The sequence below is a fragment of the Burkholderia sp. Bp8986 genome (genome assembly GCF_003854225.1).
Taxonomy (GTDB): Bacteria; Pseudomonadota; Gammaproteobacteria; order Burkholderiales; family Burkholderiaceae; genus Burkholderia.
Genome location: NZ_QTQM01000069.1, coordinates 1 through 18,373 on the forward strand (window position 1 = coordinate 1; position 18,373 = coordinate 18,373).

Annotated in this window: 9 protein-coding genes and 1 pseudogene; all 10 read right to left on the reverse strand. The window is 66.4% G+C overall.

What is annotated here, in order from left to right; translation table 11 throughout:
• Window positions 1–187, reverse strand: a pseudogene (locus tag DID99_RS34380) (hypothetical protein); the annotation flags it as partial.
• 150 nt (window positions 188–337) lie between these two features.
• Window positions 338–1,018, reverse strand: a complete 681-nt coding sequence (locus tag DID99_RS34385) for a cytochrome c (protein ID WP_124668513.1) — start codon at window positions 1,016–1,018, stop codon at window positions 338–340.
• A gap of 43 nt (window positions 1,019–1,061) precedes the next feature.
• Window positions 1,062–2,447, reverse strand: a complete 1,386-nt coding sequence (locus tag DID99_RS34390) for a cytochrome C (protein WP_185733858.1) — start codon at window positions 2,445–2,447, stop codon at window positions 1,062–1,064.
• Between the two features lie 149 nt (window positions 2,448–2,596).
• A complete protein-coding gene (locus DID99_RS34395) occupies window positions 2,597–4,315 on the reverse strand; it encodes a c-type cytochrome (RefSeq protein WP_185733859.1) in 1,719 nt (572 codons plus the stop codon).
• Window positions 4,312–5,130, reverse strand: a complete 819-nt coding sequence (locus DID99_RS34400) for a hypothetical protein (protein WP_124571052.1) — start codon at window positions 5,128–5,130, stop codon at window positions 4,312–4,314. Before DID99_RS34400 ends, DID99_RS34395 begins: the two co-directional genes overlap by 4 nt.
• Before the next feature lie 27 nt (window positions 5,131–5,157).
• Window positions 5,158–5,982, reverse strand: a complete 825-nt coding sequence (locus DID99_RS34405; protein ID WP_409362718.1) for an outer membrane lipoprotein-sorting protein — start codon at window positions 5,980–5,982, stop codon at window positions 5,158–5,160.
• Window positions 5,983–6,024: 42 nt separating this feature from the next.
• A complete protein-coding gene (locus DID99_RS34410) occupies window positions 6,025–6,525 on the reverse strand; it encodes a hypothetical protein (protein WP_124668514.1) in 501 nt (166 codons plus the stop codon).
• Between the two features lie 12 nt (window positions 6,526–6,537).
• Complete coding sequence (locus tag DID99_RS34415; RefSeq protein ID WP_124668515.1) at window positions 6,538–14,703, reverse strand: Ig-like domain-containing protein; 8,166 nt, start codon at window positions 14,701–14,703, stop codon at window positions 6,538–6,540.
• Window positions 14,704–14,720: 17 nt separating this feature from the next.
• On the reverse strand, window positions 14,721–16,253 hold the full coding sequence (locus tag DID99_RS34420) for a multicopper oxidase family protein (protein ID WP_260428084.1): 1,533 nt from the start codon (window positions 16,251–16,253) through the stop codon (window positions 14,721–14,723).
• An 85-nt stretch (window positions 16,254–16,338) separates the two neighbouring features.
• Window positions 16,339–17,907 (reverse strand): multicopper oxidase family protein, encoded by a 1,569-nt coding sequence (locus tag DID99_RS34425; RefSeq protein WP_124487386.1) that lies wholly within the window; start codon window positions 17,905–17,907, stop codon window positions 16,339–16,341.
• Between the last annotated feature and the right edge of the window lie 466 nt (window positions 17,908–18,373).

Here is an 18,373-nt window from a genome sequence, read left to right on the forward strand (position 1 = left end):
GGCCCGCGCCGACCACGAGTGCCAGTGCGAACAGCCAGTCGATGACCGACAGGCGCGCGAGGAACGGACGGTCGTCGCCCGGCCCGCACGCGCGAACCGCGGCCGGCGCGCGAAGTCGTCGAGGCAGCCGATACAGTGACGCGGCAACGGACATCATGCCGCCGCGTGACGATTGAATGGCTTTCATGAGCGTCACCAGGATGGAACCATCGGATGCAAATAAAAAGAGGCGCCCCGCCCCGGGGGAGACGAGACACCTAAACGATCGCCGCCGGCGCCGCTCGTCTGCCCGCCCCGCGGCACCTGCCGCATGTGACGCCGGTTCGGCGCTGGCGGCTCATTGCTCGACCGCCGGGCTCGCCGGGCTCGCCGGTGCGTCGGCTTCCGGCGGAAAGGCCTCGACATAGGCCGCGACCGCGCGCATGTCCTGTTCGGTCATGTTCGCGCACACGGACTTCATGATCGCGCCGCGTGGCCGCGTATCGGTTTCCCGGAAAACCCTCAGTTGCTTCATCACGTAGTCCGCGTGCTGGCCGGCGAGCCGTGGGAACCCGGTCATGCCCTCGCCATGCTGGCCATGACACCCGACACAGGCCGACACGCCCTTGTCCGGCAGTCCCGACACGAAGATCGCCCTGCCCGCGTCGAGCAGCAAGCGATCGCCGACCTCGCCGAGCACCGCCGGCTGGCTCGAGAAATAATCGGCGAGCTGCTCGATCTGCGCATCGGTCAGATGCGTGAAGCCCCACATGTAGCGCTTCGCATTCGGATCGGCGCGCGCGTGATGCTTGAAGTCGGTCAACTGGTCGACGAGGTATTCCTTGCGTTGCCCGGCGAGCTTCGGAAACATCGGCGATACCGACACGCCGGTCGCGCCATGGCAGTTCGAGCACACCTGCAATGCAATGGTCTTGCCCGACACGGCCGGATTGTCGACTTCCCGCGACCGCTCCAGGTCGTGACAACCCGATGCCGCCAGCACCAGCGCAAGCCAAGCGAAATGGGTCACCTTGTTCATGTCAGCGCTCTCCCTGCCGCAATGTCCGTCGCCCCGCCGGGTGTCAGAATGAAGCCAGCCATAGATAGATGAACAGCGTGTCGTTGTCCCTTGCATTGCGTCCGTTGCCGTCGTAGTTGGTCGTCGCGCCGAGGAACTTGGTGAAGTGCGTGTACTGGATACCGATTCGCACGTGCTGATCAGGTATCCAGAATATTTCCGGCGTCCACCCCTGCGTATTCGGATGGAAGTTCGCGCTCGCCGCATAGGCGGCGCTGTCCGCGGTTCCCGTCGTATTGAAGAACGACAGGCTGACGCCGTACTTCGATTGGTAGATGTACGACGCCTTGAGCCGCAACGAATTCAGGTTCGCCGCCGTGTTGTCGCTCACGACGAAGTTGTTCGGATCGTGAATGTTCTCGCGCACGTAGCGCGCTTGCGCGGTGATCGTATGCGGCTCGAGCAGGTACTGGTACTGCGTGTCGAAACCGTAGTCGCGATAGCGTGTCACGCCCGTGCCGAAGATCGGGAAACTGTTCGGGTCGTTCGGATAGACGTTGACGCTCAGCCCGAACGCGCCGACCATCAGGCTGTGCGGCCCCCATTCTCGCGTCAGCGCGATGCGCGCATACGGGTTGTAGCCGCGCAGATAGACCTGCGGGTGGTCCGGGTTGCCCGCGTGGTTGCCCTTGCTCAGGAACGACCAGATGCCGTCGGCGGTGCTGTAGGCGGTCAGCTCCGCATAGACCGTCTTGTTCCAGTACAGGTACCCGCCCATGCCGACGACCTGCATCGCGAGACCGCCCTCGATGATCGGCGTGACCGGAACGCCGGCCACCGGGCTGATCGCGGAGCCGATATACGGATAGCTCCAGGCCGGCGCGGTATTGAATACATCCTGCACGGTCGGGTTATTGTGCAGCGTCAGGCCGAGGATCAGATCGTTGGCCGGAGACATGATCCGGTCGACGAAGCGAAAGTCGGTGTTGTCCGATGCCCACCAGCCTTTCCATTTTCCGTTGGCATCCTGATGATCGTAGTTCGCATAGGTGAACTGTGCGAAGCCGCCGAGATGGTCGGTGATCTTCCCGGCGAGGAACACGCTCGCGAAGTCGAAGATCGGCAGGCCGTTCTTCGGCGTGACCGGATTGCCGCTGGCGTCGCTGTTGGCTCGCGTCTTGCTCATGTCGGCGACGGCCATCGCCGCGAGCGGAATCGTGCGCTCGCCCAACGTATAACCGTTCAGCTTGAACATGCGCCCGTACGGCGTCAGTTCGGGAAACTGGCCGCCGGCGTGACACGCGACGCAACTTTGCCCGGTCTGGCGCGCGAAGATCGGCAGCGCCTGCCCGACGGACGCGTGCAGCAACGCGAGCGCCACGACCACGATCATCCAGCCGCGATGCGCCCGGCGATGACGCGTGTCATGCCCGACAAGAAACGTTGTCATGGCGGTTTCCCTCCTCACGCCGTGTGGCCCGCGCTGCGCCGGAACGTCGCGCGATGCCTTCATTGTGCGAAGCGTCCGCGAGACCCGGCATGGGGAGACTTCCTCCATTCGCGGTCTGATTCCTACTCCATCTCGACGCGCGCGGCCGCTCAGGGAACGATCCAGCCTCCGTCGGCGGCAAGCTTCGCGCGATCCGGCCCGGCGAACCGCGCGATATAGCCGCCCTTCGACGCGAAGCGCTGCCCGGGCGCGAGCGTCAGGCGCGGGTAGTAGCCGGTCAGGATGCGACGTTCGAGCATGTCCTCGATGCGCTCGACGAGATACTCGCCCACGAACGCATCGACCAGATGCTTCAGCGTCTCGGCGAGCAGGCCGCATGCGAGATACGTGTCGGCCTGCACCTGCGGCGCGACCATCGGGATGTGCCGGATCGTGAACCAGCCGAACGCGTAGTCGACGCGCACGCGCCGCCCTTCGGGCAAGTCGAACGGATAGGCGACGCGCGTCACGCCGCGCCAGCGCGTCGGCAGCGGCGTGCTGTCGAGCCCGCCGAGCAGCCCCGACATGAACACCGTGTCCGACGCGGGCGGCACATGCTCGAGCGCCGCGAGGTCGGGTGGCCGCAGCCACAGCACGAGTGCATCGTCGCGCGGCATCCCGTGCAACGCATGTGCGACATCCTCGTGAGGCGCAAGCGCGCGATTCGACACCGCGATGCCGTGCGCCTTCAGCGCGGCGGCCAGCGCCTGTGCGCCCCGCTCGCCGTTGTCGCCCGCGCGATAGACCTGCCTGACCGTCTTCACCGGCCGCGCACCGGCTTCGTCCAGGATGCGCTTCGCGATCAGGTCCGACTCGAGCAGCACGCCGCGCGAGAAGTACACGGAGTAGAAATCGTGATCGGTCTCGACCGGCACCTCGACATTCGGAAACAGGCACGGCACGGCCTGCTGTTCGCAGAAGTCGTGAACGGGCGCCCAGTTCCTGCCGCCGAGCCCCGACACGACGGCCAGCACCGGCTGTCGCGCGAAATACTGCCTGAGCTGCTCATGCCACGTGTCGGGCGGGCCGGTGAGCGACCACACATGAAGCTCCCAGCGCCGATTGACCATGAACATCATTTTTCGCGTCGAGCGCAGCGGCGGCGTCGCGCCGAACGGAAACGCGTTCTTGTCCGCGAAGTAGTGCTGCAGGACGTCGAGCATGCCCGCCCGCTTCACCGGGTCCGCGTCCGGCGTGACGATCGTCGCGAAATGCAGCATCGTGTCGGTCACGCCCGACGGCCGGCGGCGATCGAGGCGCTTCAGATAGGCCGTCAGCGCAGCCATGTCGGCATCGCCGAGCGCATACTGCGGCATCAGCCTGCCGAGCGGCTTGCCGTCCGGATCGATTCCGTCGCGCACGGCCCGTGCGAGCCGTTCCTCCGTGTACGGTTCGCGATCGGTGCGCATGCCGGCAACGTACGGGATGTCGAGATCCTCGGCGGTTTGCGCGCGCGGATGCGCCAGATAGCGCCACGTGATCGGCGGGACCGTGTTGTCGCCTTCCTTCGAACCGAGGCCGCTGCGCCGGTGGCAATTGATGCAGGCGGCCGCCGCGCCGCGCAGGCGCACGCCGTCCGGATGCACGGCTTCGAGCGGCGCGCCCGAACCGAGGACGCCGCGCTGGTAGATCGCCTCGCCCGCGTCCGCCCGCGCGACGGGCACGGGCGCGACCGGCGCGACAGGCTCGGCGGCCACCACCTCGTCGCAGCGCGCGTAACCGGCGGGCGCGCACAGCGCGGCCAGCAACATCCAGCGCGCCAGCCTCCGGCTCACGGCAAGCGGACGCGCCGCCACGAGGACGCGCAGCCGCCGCCGGATGCCGTTCATGGCCGTGCCGTCGGCAGGCCGGCACGCGGCGGCGCCGGCGACACGCTCGCATCGATCGCGACCGAACGGCGTCCGCCCGGCGACGCGGGCCGCGTGAAGATCGCATCGTCGAGCGGCGGATTCAGCGACACCTTGTCGATGACCAGCGTGTCCCTGTTCGGGGAAGCCGCCGCATGGCTTTCGATCCTGAACGGGATCTGCAGGCCGTCGACGCCCTTGAAATCGCTGTAGCTCACTTCGACGGTGACCAGGCCGCGCGGGCCGCGCAACTGACGGTCGAACTTCACGTCCAGGAACGTGCGGCCATCGATCCACACATGGCGAACCGCGCCGGAAGGCAGCGTCACCGCGAGGCGGTATGCATCGTGGCCGCCGATCTGGTCGACCCCTTCCAGCGCCACGCCGACGCCCTTCGCGTCGTGATCGATCAGCGGCCCGTCGATCACCTGCTCGTCACGCGCCGACCTGATCTCGTCGCCCGAATACGGCCGCGGACTCGCGCCCAGCTTCCAGCCTTCCCTGCCGTCGAAGACGCGCACACTCTTCTCGTTCAATACCGTCAGCTCGAAGCGCGTCTTGTTCGGCCGCTTCATCGCGAGGACGAACGGCATGTCCCGCACGGGGGCGTTCGCGCTGTCGACATGGCCGAACCAGACCATCGTCCGGACCTTGCGCCACGCGTCGAGCCCGCCCCGCGCGGCGACATTCTTCTCGACGATCTGGTCCGCGGTGAGACCCTGCCCCGGTACCTGCTTGCACGCGCACAAGGCTGCCGCCATGCAGGCGGCGAGCACCCACGATTCGATTCGCTTCATGGCCTCGGTCCTCGCCCGATCGTCCGGCTAGCGGCTCGACACCCTGGCCGCCCCGAGCTGCGGCTTGCCGAACGACGCATCGTCCACCGGCTGATTCACCGCCACGTGATCGATCGTCAACTTGTGCGTGCCCTTCACGCCGGCAACGGCCGTCTCGAGCGTGTGCGGCACGACGACTCCCCCCTCCTTGCGGAAGTCGCGGAAGAACACGGAGACGCCGTGCGCCCTGCCGTCGAGCACGCGCGGCTCGCCGTCGATCTTCAGCTCGAGGAACGTGGCCGCATCGATCCACACGCGACGCTCCGCGCGCTCTTTCGTCGTCACTTTCAACACGTAGGCACGATGTCCTTCCACCGTTTCCGAGCCGATCAGCTGAACCGTGCTGCCCTTGCTCGCGTAATCGACGAGCGGCCCGTCCAGTTCCGCGGACTGCGCCGCCGACTTCGCCTCGGCCGGCGTATAGGGCTCGACTTCGTCACGGCCGAGGAACGGCCGGACTTTCCAGCCCTGCGCACCGTCATAGACCTGGAACGCCGTCTGCCCGTTGAAGCGGACTTCGAAGCGACTCTTGTGCGGACGCTTCATCGTCATCACGAACGGCAGCGCGGTGTTCTTCTTGCCGCCGGCCTCCATCAGCCCCGACATCGTCAGCGTGTTGACCGTGCGCCACGCTTGCAGCCCGCCGCGCGCCGCCACGTTGCGCTCGACGATCTGCGCGGCGCTCGCGTGCCCCGCCGATGCCGCCTTGGCCTGGGCGGTGCCTGCCGCCGAGGCCGCGATCGAGTCGGGCGCCAGCGCAAGCAAACCCGCCAATGAGACCGCCCCCATTGCTACCGAAAGAAACCGGGTCATGAGTCTTCTCCTGTCCCTGTGCCGCGCATCGCGGCCGCATCGTCATTCGACCAGCAGCCCGTCGATATGCAACGATCCGATGATCACGTTCACGCGTTCGCCGACCTTGACGACGTTGCCCTTGTTCGAAAACACCATCCAGTATTCCCGGCCGGCTTCGAGCCGGCCGCTTTGCCGCAACTGGCCAATCTTGTCCATCACCGGCACCTCGAGCAGCGCGTGACTCGTCTGCCCGTACAGATACGGCGTCACGCCCCGGTCCGCGAGCCGTTTCGCCGCGACCGGATCGGTCACGCGATAGCTGAACCGGATCAGGTTGTCCGAAGCGATCCGATGCACCTTCAGGTCGTCGATCCCGCGCGTCACCATGAAGTAGGTCCGCGCCCGCTTCGGCAGGTCGGGCCGATACGGCGAATGCTTGGCGCCGGCCCCCGCAGTCGCCGCCTGCTGGGCCGCGACCGGCCCCGCGAGCGCGGCGGCGGCAACGCAGGCGGCGACTGCGCAAAGCGCCGGCCGCCGGCGCAACAAACGTGAACGGTTCATTGCCTTCTCCATTCAAGGTAGCGTCACCAGCGGGGTGAGCGGCAGGCCACCCACGCCGTCGGTCAGCACCGTGCCGAGCGCCAGCGGATCGATCGGCAGGCCGCCCACGAGCCCGGACGGCAAGAACTCGACCGCACCGATGTCGTACTTCCCCTGTTGCGGACGCGTCGTGCCGAAGAAATCATGATTCGGCGCACCCGACTGCGTTCCCGCGTCGATCGCGGGCGAACCTGCGCGCGGCGAGTAGTTGCCGAGCAGCACGCCATACCCGGAGCCGCCTGACACGATCGACATGTTGAACAGCGACAGCGGGCCGTACGACATGTTGATCCACTGATTGCCCTCGTCTGGCACCGCCGACGGCAGCAGGCTGAACAGCGGGTTCGGCAGCACAGTGTCCGAGATGCCGGGCGGCACTGCGAAGCCGTTTCCGCCTCCTTCCGGCGGCACGCGCGCGCCATTGCAGTACTGGCTCACGACCGACGGGTTGGCCCCGCTGTTGTTCGCGCCCGGGTAGTCGCCCGCATCGGTCAGGATCGAGTACTGAGGGCTCAGCGTGAGACCAGACTGATGGTTGCTCGGGCCCGTGTCGCCATATGCACCGATGTCCCAATAAACCGCGTTCGGATCGCAATAACCCGTCGCATGCCCGGCCTGGTTCAACGTCGGGTTCAGCGCAACCGTGTTCTGCAGCCCGGGGATGTTCGGATTCACTCCGGACACCGTGATGAAGAACGTACGGTTCTGCCAGAACACGTTGTTGGTCAGGATCGGGTTCGAGAACGTCGTGCAGTTCGGCAGACCCGCCGGACACGCGACGCCGGGCGCGGTGAACGCGGCGATGAAGTTCGCCGTATGCCGCGCGGTCTCGAGTCCGGCCGGCTGGTACGTCGACGTCGTGATCGGATTGCACGTCGTTTGCGCGCCGACCGTGGTGCAGTTCGGCGGCCCGACGTTCGCCTGGGTGGCCGCATCCGTGTTGAACAGCACGCCGGCGGACGCCGTCGCGTCGTTCGACATCACCGTGTTGTTGACGAAGCTCACGCGCACCGCGTCCTGCAGCGACACGCCGCCGCCGCCCCAGCCCGCCACGTTGTTCGCGATGATGTTGTTGATCACGCGAACCGTGTACCAATTCGCCGCATTGTTGGGGCTGCGCTCCACGTCCGTGCCGTTCACCTGCTGCAGCCGCAACCCGCCGCCCTTGCCGCTCTCCGCCGTGTTACCCATGATCAGGTTGCCGTCGATCACGAGCCGCGGCCCGATACCGTCGGACAGTTGCGGTGCGCAGTCCACGTCGACCGTCGAGTTTTCGCAGAAGGTGCCGTCCGGCGGCACCCCCTGGGCGATGATGCCGCCGCCGTAGGTGGGCAGTGTCGGGTTGTTGCTCTGGTTGAACAGCACCCAGTTGTGCGAGATGTCGCCGGCGTAGCTGAAGCCGAAGTGCGCGACGCCTCCGCCGTCGCCGCTGCTCATGTTGCCGCACACCCAGTTGTAGTTGAAGTGATAGTTGTCGGCGCCCGAGCAGAACACCACGCCTCCGGCCGACGACGGCGTGCTCGAATTGATTTCGTCGCCGTACGCCGCGTTCGACGTCACCGAGTTGTGATGCACGTTCACGGCCTTGTTGAAGCCGAACGGAAGCTGGGTGATGCCGTCGGCCGCGATCGTGCCGTCCGGGACCTCGACCTGGCCGACCGAGATGCCGCCGGAAAGCGTGCCCGCGTTCGCGAACACACGGTTGTTCGACACCTCCATCAGATGGTTCCAGCCGTGCAGGAAAATCCCGCCGCCGCCTTGCGAGCTGTTCGTGACCGTGATGCCGTCGATGCGCGACGGATTGCACAGGAAGTTGCTCGGGTTATTCCGGCAATCCGGCGGGTTCGGCTGGAACCGCGTCGGGCCCGTGAGCGGCACGCAAATGCCGTTCGCGGTGCAGTTCGGGTCGGGTTGCGGCACGCCGCCCACCAGCACGTCCCGCACGCCCTTGCCGAGCACCGTGATGCCCGCGCCTTCGTACGCGCCCATCAGCGTCGGCTCGAGCAGCATTTCGCCGAGGTTGCCGTTCAGGTTCGAGTCCCACCCCACGGTCGGCTCGAACGGGATCGGGTCCACCTTGCGCTGCATCGCCGTCGGGCACGTGTACGTGCCGGTCGGATCGAACGGGTTCGATGCCGAGATCATCGCGCCGTTCATTGCGACACCGAACAGGCAGTCGACCTTCCTGCGCCACGCGTCCATCTTGCCCGATGGATGCGTGTTCGCGTTGATCACGACCGACGGGGCGCCGACGCCCTGCAGCCGCACCGGCTTCCACATCACGACCATTTCGTTGTAGGTGCCCGGACCGACGATGATCAGGTCGCCCGGGGTCGCGTTGTCGATCGCGGTCTGGATCGCGTCGTTGGTCGCGTTCTCGCCGTTCACGTAGGTCGGCGCCTTGCCGCCCACCGTCACGGTGACCGTATCGATCGTGTTCTTGCCGCTGGCGGTCGTGACGACCAGTTCGCCGCACGACGCCGGCGTCAGCACGCCGCGCTGGTCGACGGTGCAGCTCGAGCCGATCAGCGGCGTGACGACGACATGGATCTCCGAGTCGGTCCACGACTGCACCGAAGCTACGTGGCCGCCGATCGTGACCTTCCCTTGCGTCGCGCCGAAGCCATAGTGGCGCTTGACGAATTTCTGGTTGAACGGCGCGGCGGTCGCGGCTGGCCCGTTGTACGCGTTGTTCGGCACGACCTGGTCGCCGAGCGCCTTGATCGTCAGCTGGTGACCGACCGTGCTGACCCACGGGCCCGCCCCTCCGCCGCTCGAGTCGCCGGTCACGCTGGCGATCGCGGGCGTGCCGTCCGGGTACGCACAGTCAGGCGGGTTGTAGCCGGACGCAAACGCCTGCACCGGCACCACCGGCGTGTCCATGTACTGGGTCTGTCCGGGCATGAACGGGATCTCGTAGCAGAACTGGCTGTATGCCGGGTTGAACATCGGATCGCGGATCGTCTTCCCCGGATGCGCCGGGTCGGGCATGTCCGGATCGTTCATGCACGCGACCATCATCGTCGGCGCGTAGCCGGTCGGGTTCGGCGGGTTGACCTGCCACGTCGAATAGTTCAGCCCGTTGAAGATGCCCCACGAATCCGAATACGTACGCGCCACTTCATTGCCGGCGAAGTCCTTCATCGAGATCGGCACGTTCGGCACCGCGAACTTCTCGCCGAACTGCGGCGAGTACGGATCGAACTCGGACGAGAAGTCGTCGAGCATGAAGCCGGTGTAGTGCGCGGCGACATGCGTCGAGCTGAACAGCCAGAACTTGGCGAGCACCGACATCTCGTTCGTGAGCGTGACTTCCTTGCGGTCGCACAGGTGCCGCGAGGCACCCGCGAACGGCGCGACCTCCTTCGAGCCCGGGAACAGGCTGATGTAGTCCGGCACGATGCGCAGCGCGCCGACGCACGGCCAGAAGGTCTCGACACTGCCCGTGTCGCCTTCGTGCCGCGGCGTCGAACCGAGATCGGACGTCGGATTCTGCGCATTGTTCGGGTTGAAGGTCGAATTCATCGCCGCCTGGTCGGGCAGGATGAAGATGTTGCCGAGGCCGCCGAACTGCTGCGTCACCGGGGCGATGTAGTTGTCGCCGATCAGGATGTTCTTGTCCTCCTCCTTCACGAGCTCGTAGCCCGGCGGCACCACCACCTCGACGACGTATTTCCCGGTCGGCAGCATCTTGGTGCCGTCGCCCGACGGATTCGCCACGCAGATCGTGCAGTTCGTGCCCGTCGGCAGGCCCGTCGACGGATCGCGCGTCGTCACGCTCGGGAACTGGTACATCCCGTCGTAGGGCGCCGGCTGCACCTGGTTGAACGCATGCATGCCGTCATAGCACTTGAATTGCGAATTCGCAGGCAACGCGCGATGCGTCGGGTCGAGCCACTGAGGGCTGTTCTTCAACGTATAGAAGAACGGGTCGCTCGCCTCCTGCCCCGGGCAGTTCATGTTCGGAATGCCGTCGGAGCGGAAGCCCTGCGCCCAGTCGTCCCAGCTGCTCGTCTTCGTCGTGTCGACGAGCGCGAGCGTCGTCGTACCGTCCGTCGCCGTATCCTCCCGGTACAGGTTGACCGTCACGTTCGGAATGTTCGGCGTCCAGCTCGTGTGAATCAGCAGCGCCGGGTCGTCGAACGGCCGCGTCGACGCGTAGATCACCTCGCCCTTGATGCCGCCGTTCTCGGTCGGCCCGTACGGCTTCTTGCCGAACTCGATGAACGAATTCTGGCCGGAGAAGCCCTGCCAGCCTTCGGTCGTCACCCACGGCGGGTCGATCCGCGCGGTCGACGGGTTCGTGCCGGACTGGTCGGTGCAATCCGCGTCGTTGCAATACTTGGCGCCCGGCACGCGCAGGTTCGTCGGCAGATGCGCGGTCGAGGATTCGATCGTGTTGGCGAAATTCGCCGCGATGTTCGAGTTGCCGCCGCCAGGCGTGCCGTCGACCGGGCCGCCCGCGTCATACACCACGTGCACGCCCGTCTGTTTGTAGCGCGTCGTGTCGGCTTCGGCCACGTACCAGTTGAACAGCGGGAACACTTCGTTGAATCCGGCGAAGCCGTTCAGGTCCGTGTTGTTGAAATTCGAATAGCTCCCGTCGCGGAAACGGATGTTGGTCGGCACGAGCGTGAGCCCGGGCTCGCTGTCCTGCGACACGCCGTCGCCGTTCTGGTCGAAGAAGGTCCGCGTGTACAGATTCGTGTGCCACTGCAGCACGGGGATATCGCCGAGGTCCTTGGACTGTCCGCCCTTCAATTGCGTCGCCGTCGCCAGCCCGTCGACGATCTGGTCGTTCCACTGATCGAAGACCGTGATGCGGAACGTGCCGTCGGGCAGGCCGCTGATCTTGAACGTGCCGTCGGGATTGCACTTGGTAAAGGCGATGTCCTCGCCGTCGGTATCGCCGACGCTCACGTAGCACTGCGTGAAGCCGAGCGAATCGCGCGAGCCCGAGCCGTACAGGTTCTCGTTCGGCGGACGGCTGTAGTGCAGATTCGTGATCCGGCCGGCGACCGAGTTGTTGCAGATCGCGCCGGCGCATACCACCGGCAGCCGGTCGTTGATGATCTTCGGATTCGCGAAGCCGATCGACACGTGGAAGCCCGCGGGCCCGAACTCCTGGAAGTACGACGGGCCGCCGACCTTGATGAACGCGTCGTGCGCCTTCTGTCCGTCCAGCGTGTTGGTCTGCAGCCATTCCTCGCCGCGGCCGGTCCGGTCGGCGCCCGGCGTCGCGACGACGCCATAGCGTCCCGGCATCAGGTTCGCGATGACCGCCTGGCCAACCAGCGGCGACAGCGTCTTGCCGTCGGACTCGTACTTCGGGCAGGTCGGGATCATGCCGACGAGGCCGTCGGTCGACGTCGTCGAAATCGGGCAGGCGTTCAGGCCCGTGGCGGGATCGCGGGTGCCCTGCAGCGAGTTCGACAGCGGCATGTTGAACATGTCGTAGGTCATCTGCCCGGTGGCGTCGCCGGTGCCGCCGGCATCGTCGAACAGCTTGATCTCGAACCCGCCGAGACCCGGCTCATGCGCGCTGCCGAAGGCGTCGTTGCCGCCGCTCACGTCCACTTCGCCGTTGACGGGCGCGTCGTCCTCGAACACGAATACCGAGATCTTCGCGGTCTGCAACGGCGTCTCCTGCACGAGCACGTTGACGTTCTTCTGGGCCGGCGCGATCGGCGCGCCGCCCATCGTATGACCGCAGGTGCCCGTGCCCGGCGCGAAATCCGCGCCGCCGGGGCCCGACGGGCAATCCTTTGAAATGTCGAACTGCCGCATCGCGCCGGTGGGGTTGTTCGGATCGACGGGTTTCGGGGCGCCGCCGCCATTCGAGAAACTGTTACCGGCATCGCCCGGCAGGATCGAGATGTAGTAGTGCTTGGTTGGATCGAGCGACACCTGGCTCGGATCGACCGGCACCTGCTGCGCGGCACTCGTGCGGCATGCGCCGTCGCCGATGTCGCACACCGCGGGCACATGCGTGTTGGTGGCGGGATCGAACACCGTCTGCCCCGACTCGCACGCAACCGTGCCGACGCAACCCGCCGCGACCACCGGCATGTAGCTCGTATGGAAGCTGGTGCCGAGACTCGGCACCGGCAGCGGCGGACAGTTCGCGGGGCGCGGTGTCGTGTTCACCTGGCAGGCCGGGTCGATCTGGAACGTGCGGTCTTCCTCGATGATCCAGCGGTAGTCGGTGAGCTGCACGGGCGTCTTGCCCGGTGCCGTGCTCGGCCCGTCCAGCACCTTCACGGCGAGCCCGCTGCCGCCCTTGAACGTGACCGCAACGTTCGCCGGGGCGCTCGCCGTGTTCTGCGAGTTGACCGCCGTATACTTGAAGGTCACGCCCGCGGTCGCGGCGCCGACGGGCGGCGCGCTCGGCGTCACGGAGAACGAACCGTCCGCATTCAGCGTGACGGTGCCGCCGCTGACGCTGCCCGGCACCACTGCCGCGGTGAGCGGCAGGCCGCTCGGGTCCGTGTCGTTGACAAGCACGCCCGGCGCGCCGATCTGCAGCCGCGACGCGATGTTGCTCGTGTAGCTGTCGTCGTGAGCGACCGGCGGCCCGGACAGGCAGCCGGCGGCTTGCGTGCACGCGGCCAGCGTCACCATCGCGGTGACCGCGGGATTGCCGTTCGCCTGGTACACGAAGCTGTCCGACGTCGCACCGGCATTGGGCACGTAGCTGAACGTGCCGTCCGGGTTCAGCGTCACCGTGCCGTTGGCCGGCTTGGTCACGAGCTGCACGCCATAGACGCCGACGTCATTGGCGATCACCCCTTTCCCGGGGTCCGCCACGGTCAGCGTGTTGCCCGCCACGAGGAAGTACTTGTCGGGATTGGCGACGACGTTCTGGCCGCCTCCGCCTGCGGAGGGAAGCGCGCCGTTGTTGATGCTGAGATATGCCTGCATGCCGCCGTCGCGCTGGTTGTTGGTGGACAGGCTCAGTTGCCGGTCGAACACCGGCAGCGCGGGCGCATTCAGGCCCGGCGCGGTCATCATCACGTCGTAAGTCTTGCCGGCCGCCAGGAACACGGACGACTGCACGCGCGGATTGCCGGGCAGCGGATTGCCGTCCTCGGCGACGAGCGCGAAGCCGGAGACCTGCGGGGTGCCGCTCTGCGCGCCGACCACCGACGGCACGTGCATCCGCAGGCCCGCGTTGACGAAGCGCAGGAGCACCTGGCCGGTCGACACGGAAGCCGTTGCTGGGAACGACGAGCGCTCCGGATGCGTACGATCGAAAGCGACGCCGTTGATCAGGTAATAACGCGGATCGTAGTTCACGGCCGGCGGATAGCAGGTGCCGAACGATGAGGAGTGCGAATCCCCGCAGCCACCGGAAAGGCCGGACCATACCTTGGTTTCGCTGAAGCCGGTCGTCGCCACGGCCGCGGCGACCGCGGCGTTCTGCACCGGATCGATTTCGCTCAGCACGAGCGGGATGTCGGCATCGTATGGCACGCCCGGATAGGCGACCGGTCGCGACGTTGCGGACGCCGGCGGCGTGCTCACCACCAGCACGCCGTAGAGGCCCATCGGCCCCTGGATCGACGGATGGGAGCCCGATTCGATCAGGTAGGTGCCGGGGCGCAGGTTGTTCCACGTCAACGCCGTCGTCGCGCCGTGCGCCACTTCGGTCGAGAACGACTGAACCCGCGGCCCTTGCGCGGGCGGCGTAAACGTCGCACCGCTGCCGGTGCCGGCGATCGGCCAGGTCGTCGAGGTCTGGGTCGGATGCACGGGGCTCGGGGTCGACGTCGCCGTCTTGCCGAGACCGCCGCCCAGCTGGCCGACGATCACGAGCGACGTCGGCACGGAGGCCGGCAGACTGTTCGTGAGCTTGATCGTCAGCGACGCGCCGGACGGCACGGTGATCACCACCGGCGACCAGCCCGATCCGGCGCCCGGATTGGCCGCCGCACAGGTGGCCGGCGCCACGGCGGCCGCCGAGCACGTGTAGCCCCACATCGGCACGATCTCGCCGTCGGGCATCGTGGCAGTCACGGCCTTCGCCGTCAGGTTCACGGTCTGGGCGAGCGATGCCTCGCTCGCTGCCAGCAGCATCGACGCGGCGAGGCTCGCCTTGGCCAGGCGGAGAAACGTCGCCTTGAACTGGATGAATCGCATTTCCGTTCTCCCCGCCTCTAGTTGCCTTCGTTGATCACGAAGACTTGTGGATCGACGAGCATCATCATCATCATTCCGCCCGGGAAGATGTTGTTCGTGGTGATCTCGCGTTCATTGTGCGAATGCCACATGAATGCAAAGCCCGCTTCGCTTCCCGGCGGATTCGCGATCGTGCCGCTCGGCGGCGTCGTGCCGGTCGGCGAGGTCGCGCGAATCGTCGCATCCGGTCCGAGATAGGGACTGCCGCCATACCACGCACCGTTCGTCAGGATGTGCGAGTCGGGCAGCGTGACCGGTCCGCCGCTGCCGACGTTGCCGAACGGATGCGCTTCGAGCGCCTTGTTGTGGTCCGCGCACCATTCGTAGTAGTTCGGCGCCGTCGGGTCCGCGGTGTAGTAGCCGTTCGCATCGGGAATGCAGACGCTGCCGTCGCCGGGCTTGTGCCCGTAGACGTCCCAGTTGAGCCCCTTGCCGGTCCAGTAGAAGATGCCGTCCAGGGTTTCGCCCGGCGTCGTGGTCGTGGTGAACAGCAGCGGGCCCGCGACCTTGGTCGCGTCCGTCTTGGCAAGCAGCAGGTTGCCGTCACGCGCGAGCACGCGGACGTGGTTGCCGTGCTCGTGGAACGGATGCTGCCAGCGGCCCGTGCCGATGATTCGCAACAGCACCAGCTCGCCGGGGTGCATGTGCGGATTGCCGTTGTAGGGCTGATGCGGATACTGCATCGCATAGTTCGGATCCATGTCGTCCGGCATCGAGCGGCCGTTGATCATGAAGTACGCGGGATGATAAGGCTCGGTCTCGACGGTCATGCAGCCCGTCGGCAGCGTGCACGTCTTCGCGGCCTCCTGCTCGGCCTGCGTATGGATGCGCGGATCCATTTCGGAGAACTGAAAAAGATACTCACGGTCGTAGCACGCCGAAACATGGTTGTATGCCGCCGCCGCGTTGCGGTAGTCCGGCTGGCCGTCGGGCAGCGTCGCGCCGACTGCGCGGCATCCCGCCGGCACGGCCAGCACGCCCGGCGCCGAGGTCGGCAATACGATGATCGCGCCATAGAGGCCCATCTCGATCTGCAGGTCGCCCCGTGTGCCGCTGTAGTAGGCATGCGTGCCGGGCGTCGCCGCGACGAAACTGTAGGTGACCGTGTTGCCGTGCGACGCCTCGCGCGTGAGCAGCCCGGGCACGCCGGTGAGCGCGGCCGGACACGAGCCGTCGGGATTGAGCGCCGCCGCGCACACCTGGAATCCCTGAAACAGGATCGACGTGTTGCCCGCGGCCGCGGGCAGGTTGTTCGTGAGCGTCACCGTGATCACGTCGCCCTGTCGCACGATCAGCGTCGGCCCGGGAATCTGCATGCTCGGGCAGTTCGCCCCCGTGATGCCCGCCGGCGAGAATCCCGCCGGCGCCGTGCGGCAGCCGTAGCCCCACGAATAGACGCTCGTGCCGTCCGGCTGGCTGATGCGGCTCGCTTCCGCGCTCAGGTCGAAATGCGTGCCGGTGATGCCCGGCGCGGCGGCCAGAACCGGCCCGCAGAGCAATGCGGCAAGCATTGCCACGGCGAGCCGTACGAGCCGTCCGGCACCCGTGCACATAGCGGTCCGGATGTCATGAGTGAAGTGGCCCACGATATTTCTCCTAGATGCAGGACTTCGTAGCCGGGTTGAGCGCGGCCGGGCAGATGCGGACCTCCGTCATCAGCCCCCCGAAGTTCTCGGCGTCGTTCGACAGGTGATCGAGATTCGGCGTGTAGAGGTAGTAGACCGACCCCGGCGCGTACTTCGTCGTGTCGCTCGCATCGAGAATCACGTCGATGGATTCGCCGCCGCCGAGCGTGATCGAGTTCGTGTAGTAGGTCATGTCGTTGCCGGCCATGTCGCGCAGCAACCGGGCGTTGACGCCGATCACGTGCATCCTCACGCCCAGCGACGCGAGCGTCTGGAATTCGGTGACGTCGAGATCGGAAATCCTGAGCAGCGCGCGGCCGCCGGCCGGGATATTGATGATGGTCGGCAGCGGCTGGGAAACATGGGCCGTGCCGTCGGCCACCGGGGTCTGCATCGGCCCCTGGGTCACCGTGTCCGGATAGCTGCGCCCGTTCAGCATGAAGTACTTGTCCTTCATGTCGGTGAACGGTTCCGGGTTGAACGTCATCCCCACGAAATGGAAGTTCGGATCGAAGCCGTGGATCTGCACCGGATACTCGACGTCGTATGCAGTCGAACCGTCGCCGTCGTTGTACGCGTAGAGCGTCGGCTTGCCGCTCTTGTCGTTGACGTGCAGCACGCCATTCGAAGGCGGCAGCGGCGTCGAGCACAGAATGTCGTTGCCGCACCGCGTACGAAGATCGCCTTGCTGCGCCACCAGCGCGGCGTACAGCGAATGGCCGGACGGCACCCGGTTCTGGCGCGGCCGCACGAAGATCTGGCCGACCATCCCCATCTGGAGGTGCTCCGGCGGCGTGATGTGGCAGTGCCAGAAGTAGGTGCCGGCATCGGGCGCGAGATAGTAATAGGTGAAGCTGGCGCCGATGTTGATCGCCACCGACGCATCCGGCACGCCGTCATAGAACGACGACGCATTCGGATAACCGTGGAAGTGCACCGTGTGCTGCTCGAACAGGTCGGGGCGCATGATCATGCCGACGTTCGTGAGCGTCAGGAAGAACTCGTCGTCCTCGTCGATCGCCATCTCGGGCGCCGGCATGTTGCCGTTCATCACGCCGATGTCCATGATCGGGCGCGGATCCACATGGCCGGTCAACTGGCCCGGCGGCGACGATTCCGGGTCGGGCACGAGGCCGACCGCGCCGTTGTAGGTCGGGTCGGTTCTCGGATCGCCGACCGTGTTGAACACCGATGCGAATTCCGTACCGGCGCGGCCGGCCTGGATGTCGGCAATGCCGGACAACGGGCCGAAGGCAAACAGGTACGTCTGCGTGCCGTCGGCCATGGTGGCGTACCCGTCACCGCCCGAGATCTGCTGACACTTGATGGCGCCGTTGACGATACCGGTCGGCGTGGAGTTCAGCCCGGTGAAGGACGGTCCGGTGTAGGCGGGTTCCGCACCGCCGGCCGGCAGCGCCGTCGGATGGGACGGCGTGGTGAACGGACATTGAACGCGAAACGTTTGGGCAAACGAGGGAACGGCGCACATCAGGAGCAACAGTGCCGCCACACTGCTGCAACACGCGCGGGTACTGAACATATGACCTCCATCCAAGGGGTCCGCCAGCGACACGCGCTGGACGTCATGCTCTGCTGCAGACGCGGGCCGCGAAGCTTTCACGGCCCGTACCGGCATTCTGCGGACGCGCGCGCAAGGCCGGGATGGGTCACCCCCCTACTTTTGCATAGGGGGTCCCCGGCGAACGGGGAGCATCATTTGCCGCACGATCGGCGCACACCGCGCGGGCATGCCGGCGGCGCGGCCAGTCGATGATCGAAATGACGGAAACGAGGTCCGGCGCCGAACAACGCGGCGATTCGGGGGAGGATGGCTGGCGACGCGGTAGACTTCGCTGTGGCGCAAGCGCGGCGTTCAGGCCCTGATGGCGGGCTTGCCGGGCTGCAACGGGAAACGACGGGCAAAAAAAAGGTTCATCGCAGGAAACCGTGGAGGGTTTGGGAGCGATTGCGTAACCTGACGCCTGACTTTAAGGACGTCAGGAGAG

What these genes read in the sequence shown, in the direction of transcription:
- DID99_RS34400 (WP_124571052.1), bottom strand. Translation starts at nt 5,130, where the DNA reads ATGAAGCGAATCGAATCGTGGGTGCTCGCCGCCTGCATGGCGGCAGCC.
- DID99_RS34385 (WP_124668513.1), bottom strand. Translation starts at nt 1,018, where the DNA reads ATGAACAAGGTGACCCATTTCGCTTGGCTTGCGCTGGTGCTGGCGGCA.
- DID99_RS34415 (WP_124668515.1), bottom strand. Translation starts at nt 14,703, where the DNA reads ATGCGATTCATCCAGTTCAAGGCGACGTTTCTCCGCCTGGCCAAGGCG.
- DID99_RS34395 (WP_185733859.1), bottom strand. Translation starts at nt 4,315, where the DNA reads ATGAACGGCATCCGGCGGCGGCTGCGCGTCCTCGTGGCGGCGCGTCCG.
- DID99_RS34420 (WP_260428084.1), bottom strand. Translation starts at nt 16,253, where the DNA reads ATGCTTGCCGCATTGCTCTGCGGGCCGGTTCTGGCCGCCGCGCCGGGC.
- DID99_RS34390 (WP_185733858.1), bottom strand. Translation starts at nt 2,447, where the DNA reads ATGACAACGTTTCTTGTCGGGCATGACACGCGTCATCGCCGGGCGCAT.
- DID99_RS34410 (WP_124668514.1), bottom strand. Translation starts at nt 6,525, where the DNA reads ATGAACCGTTCACGTTTGTTGCGCCGGCGGCCGGCGCTTTGCGCAGTC.
- DID99_RS34425 (WP_124487386.1), bottom strand. Translation starts at nt 17,907, where the DNA reads ATGTTCAGTACCCGCGCGTGTTGCAGCAGTGTGGCGGCACTGTTGCTC.
- DID99_RS34405 (WP_409362718.1), bottom strand. Translation starts at nt 5,982, where the DNA reads ATGACCCGGTTTCTTTCGGTAGCAATGGGGGCGGTCTCATTGGCGGGT.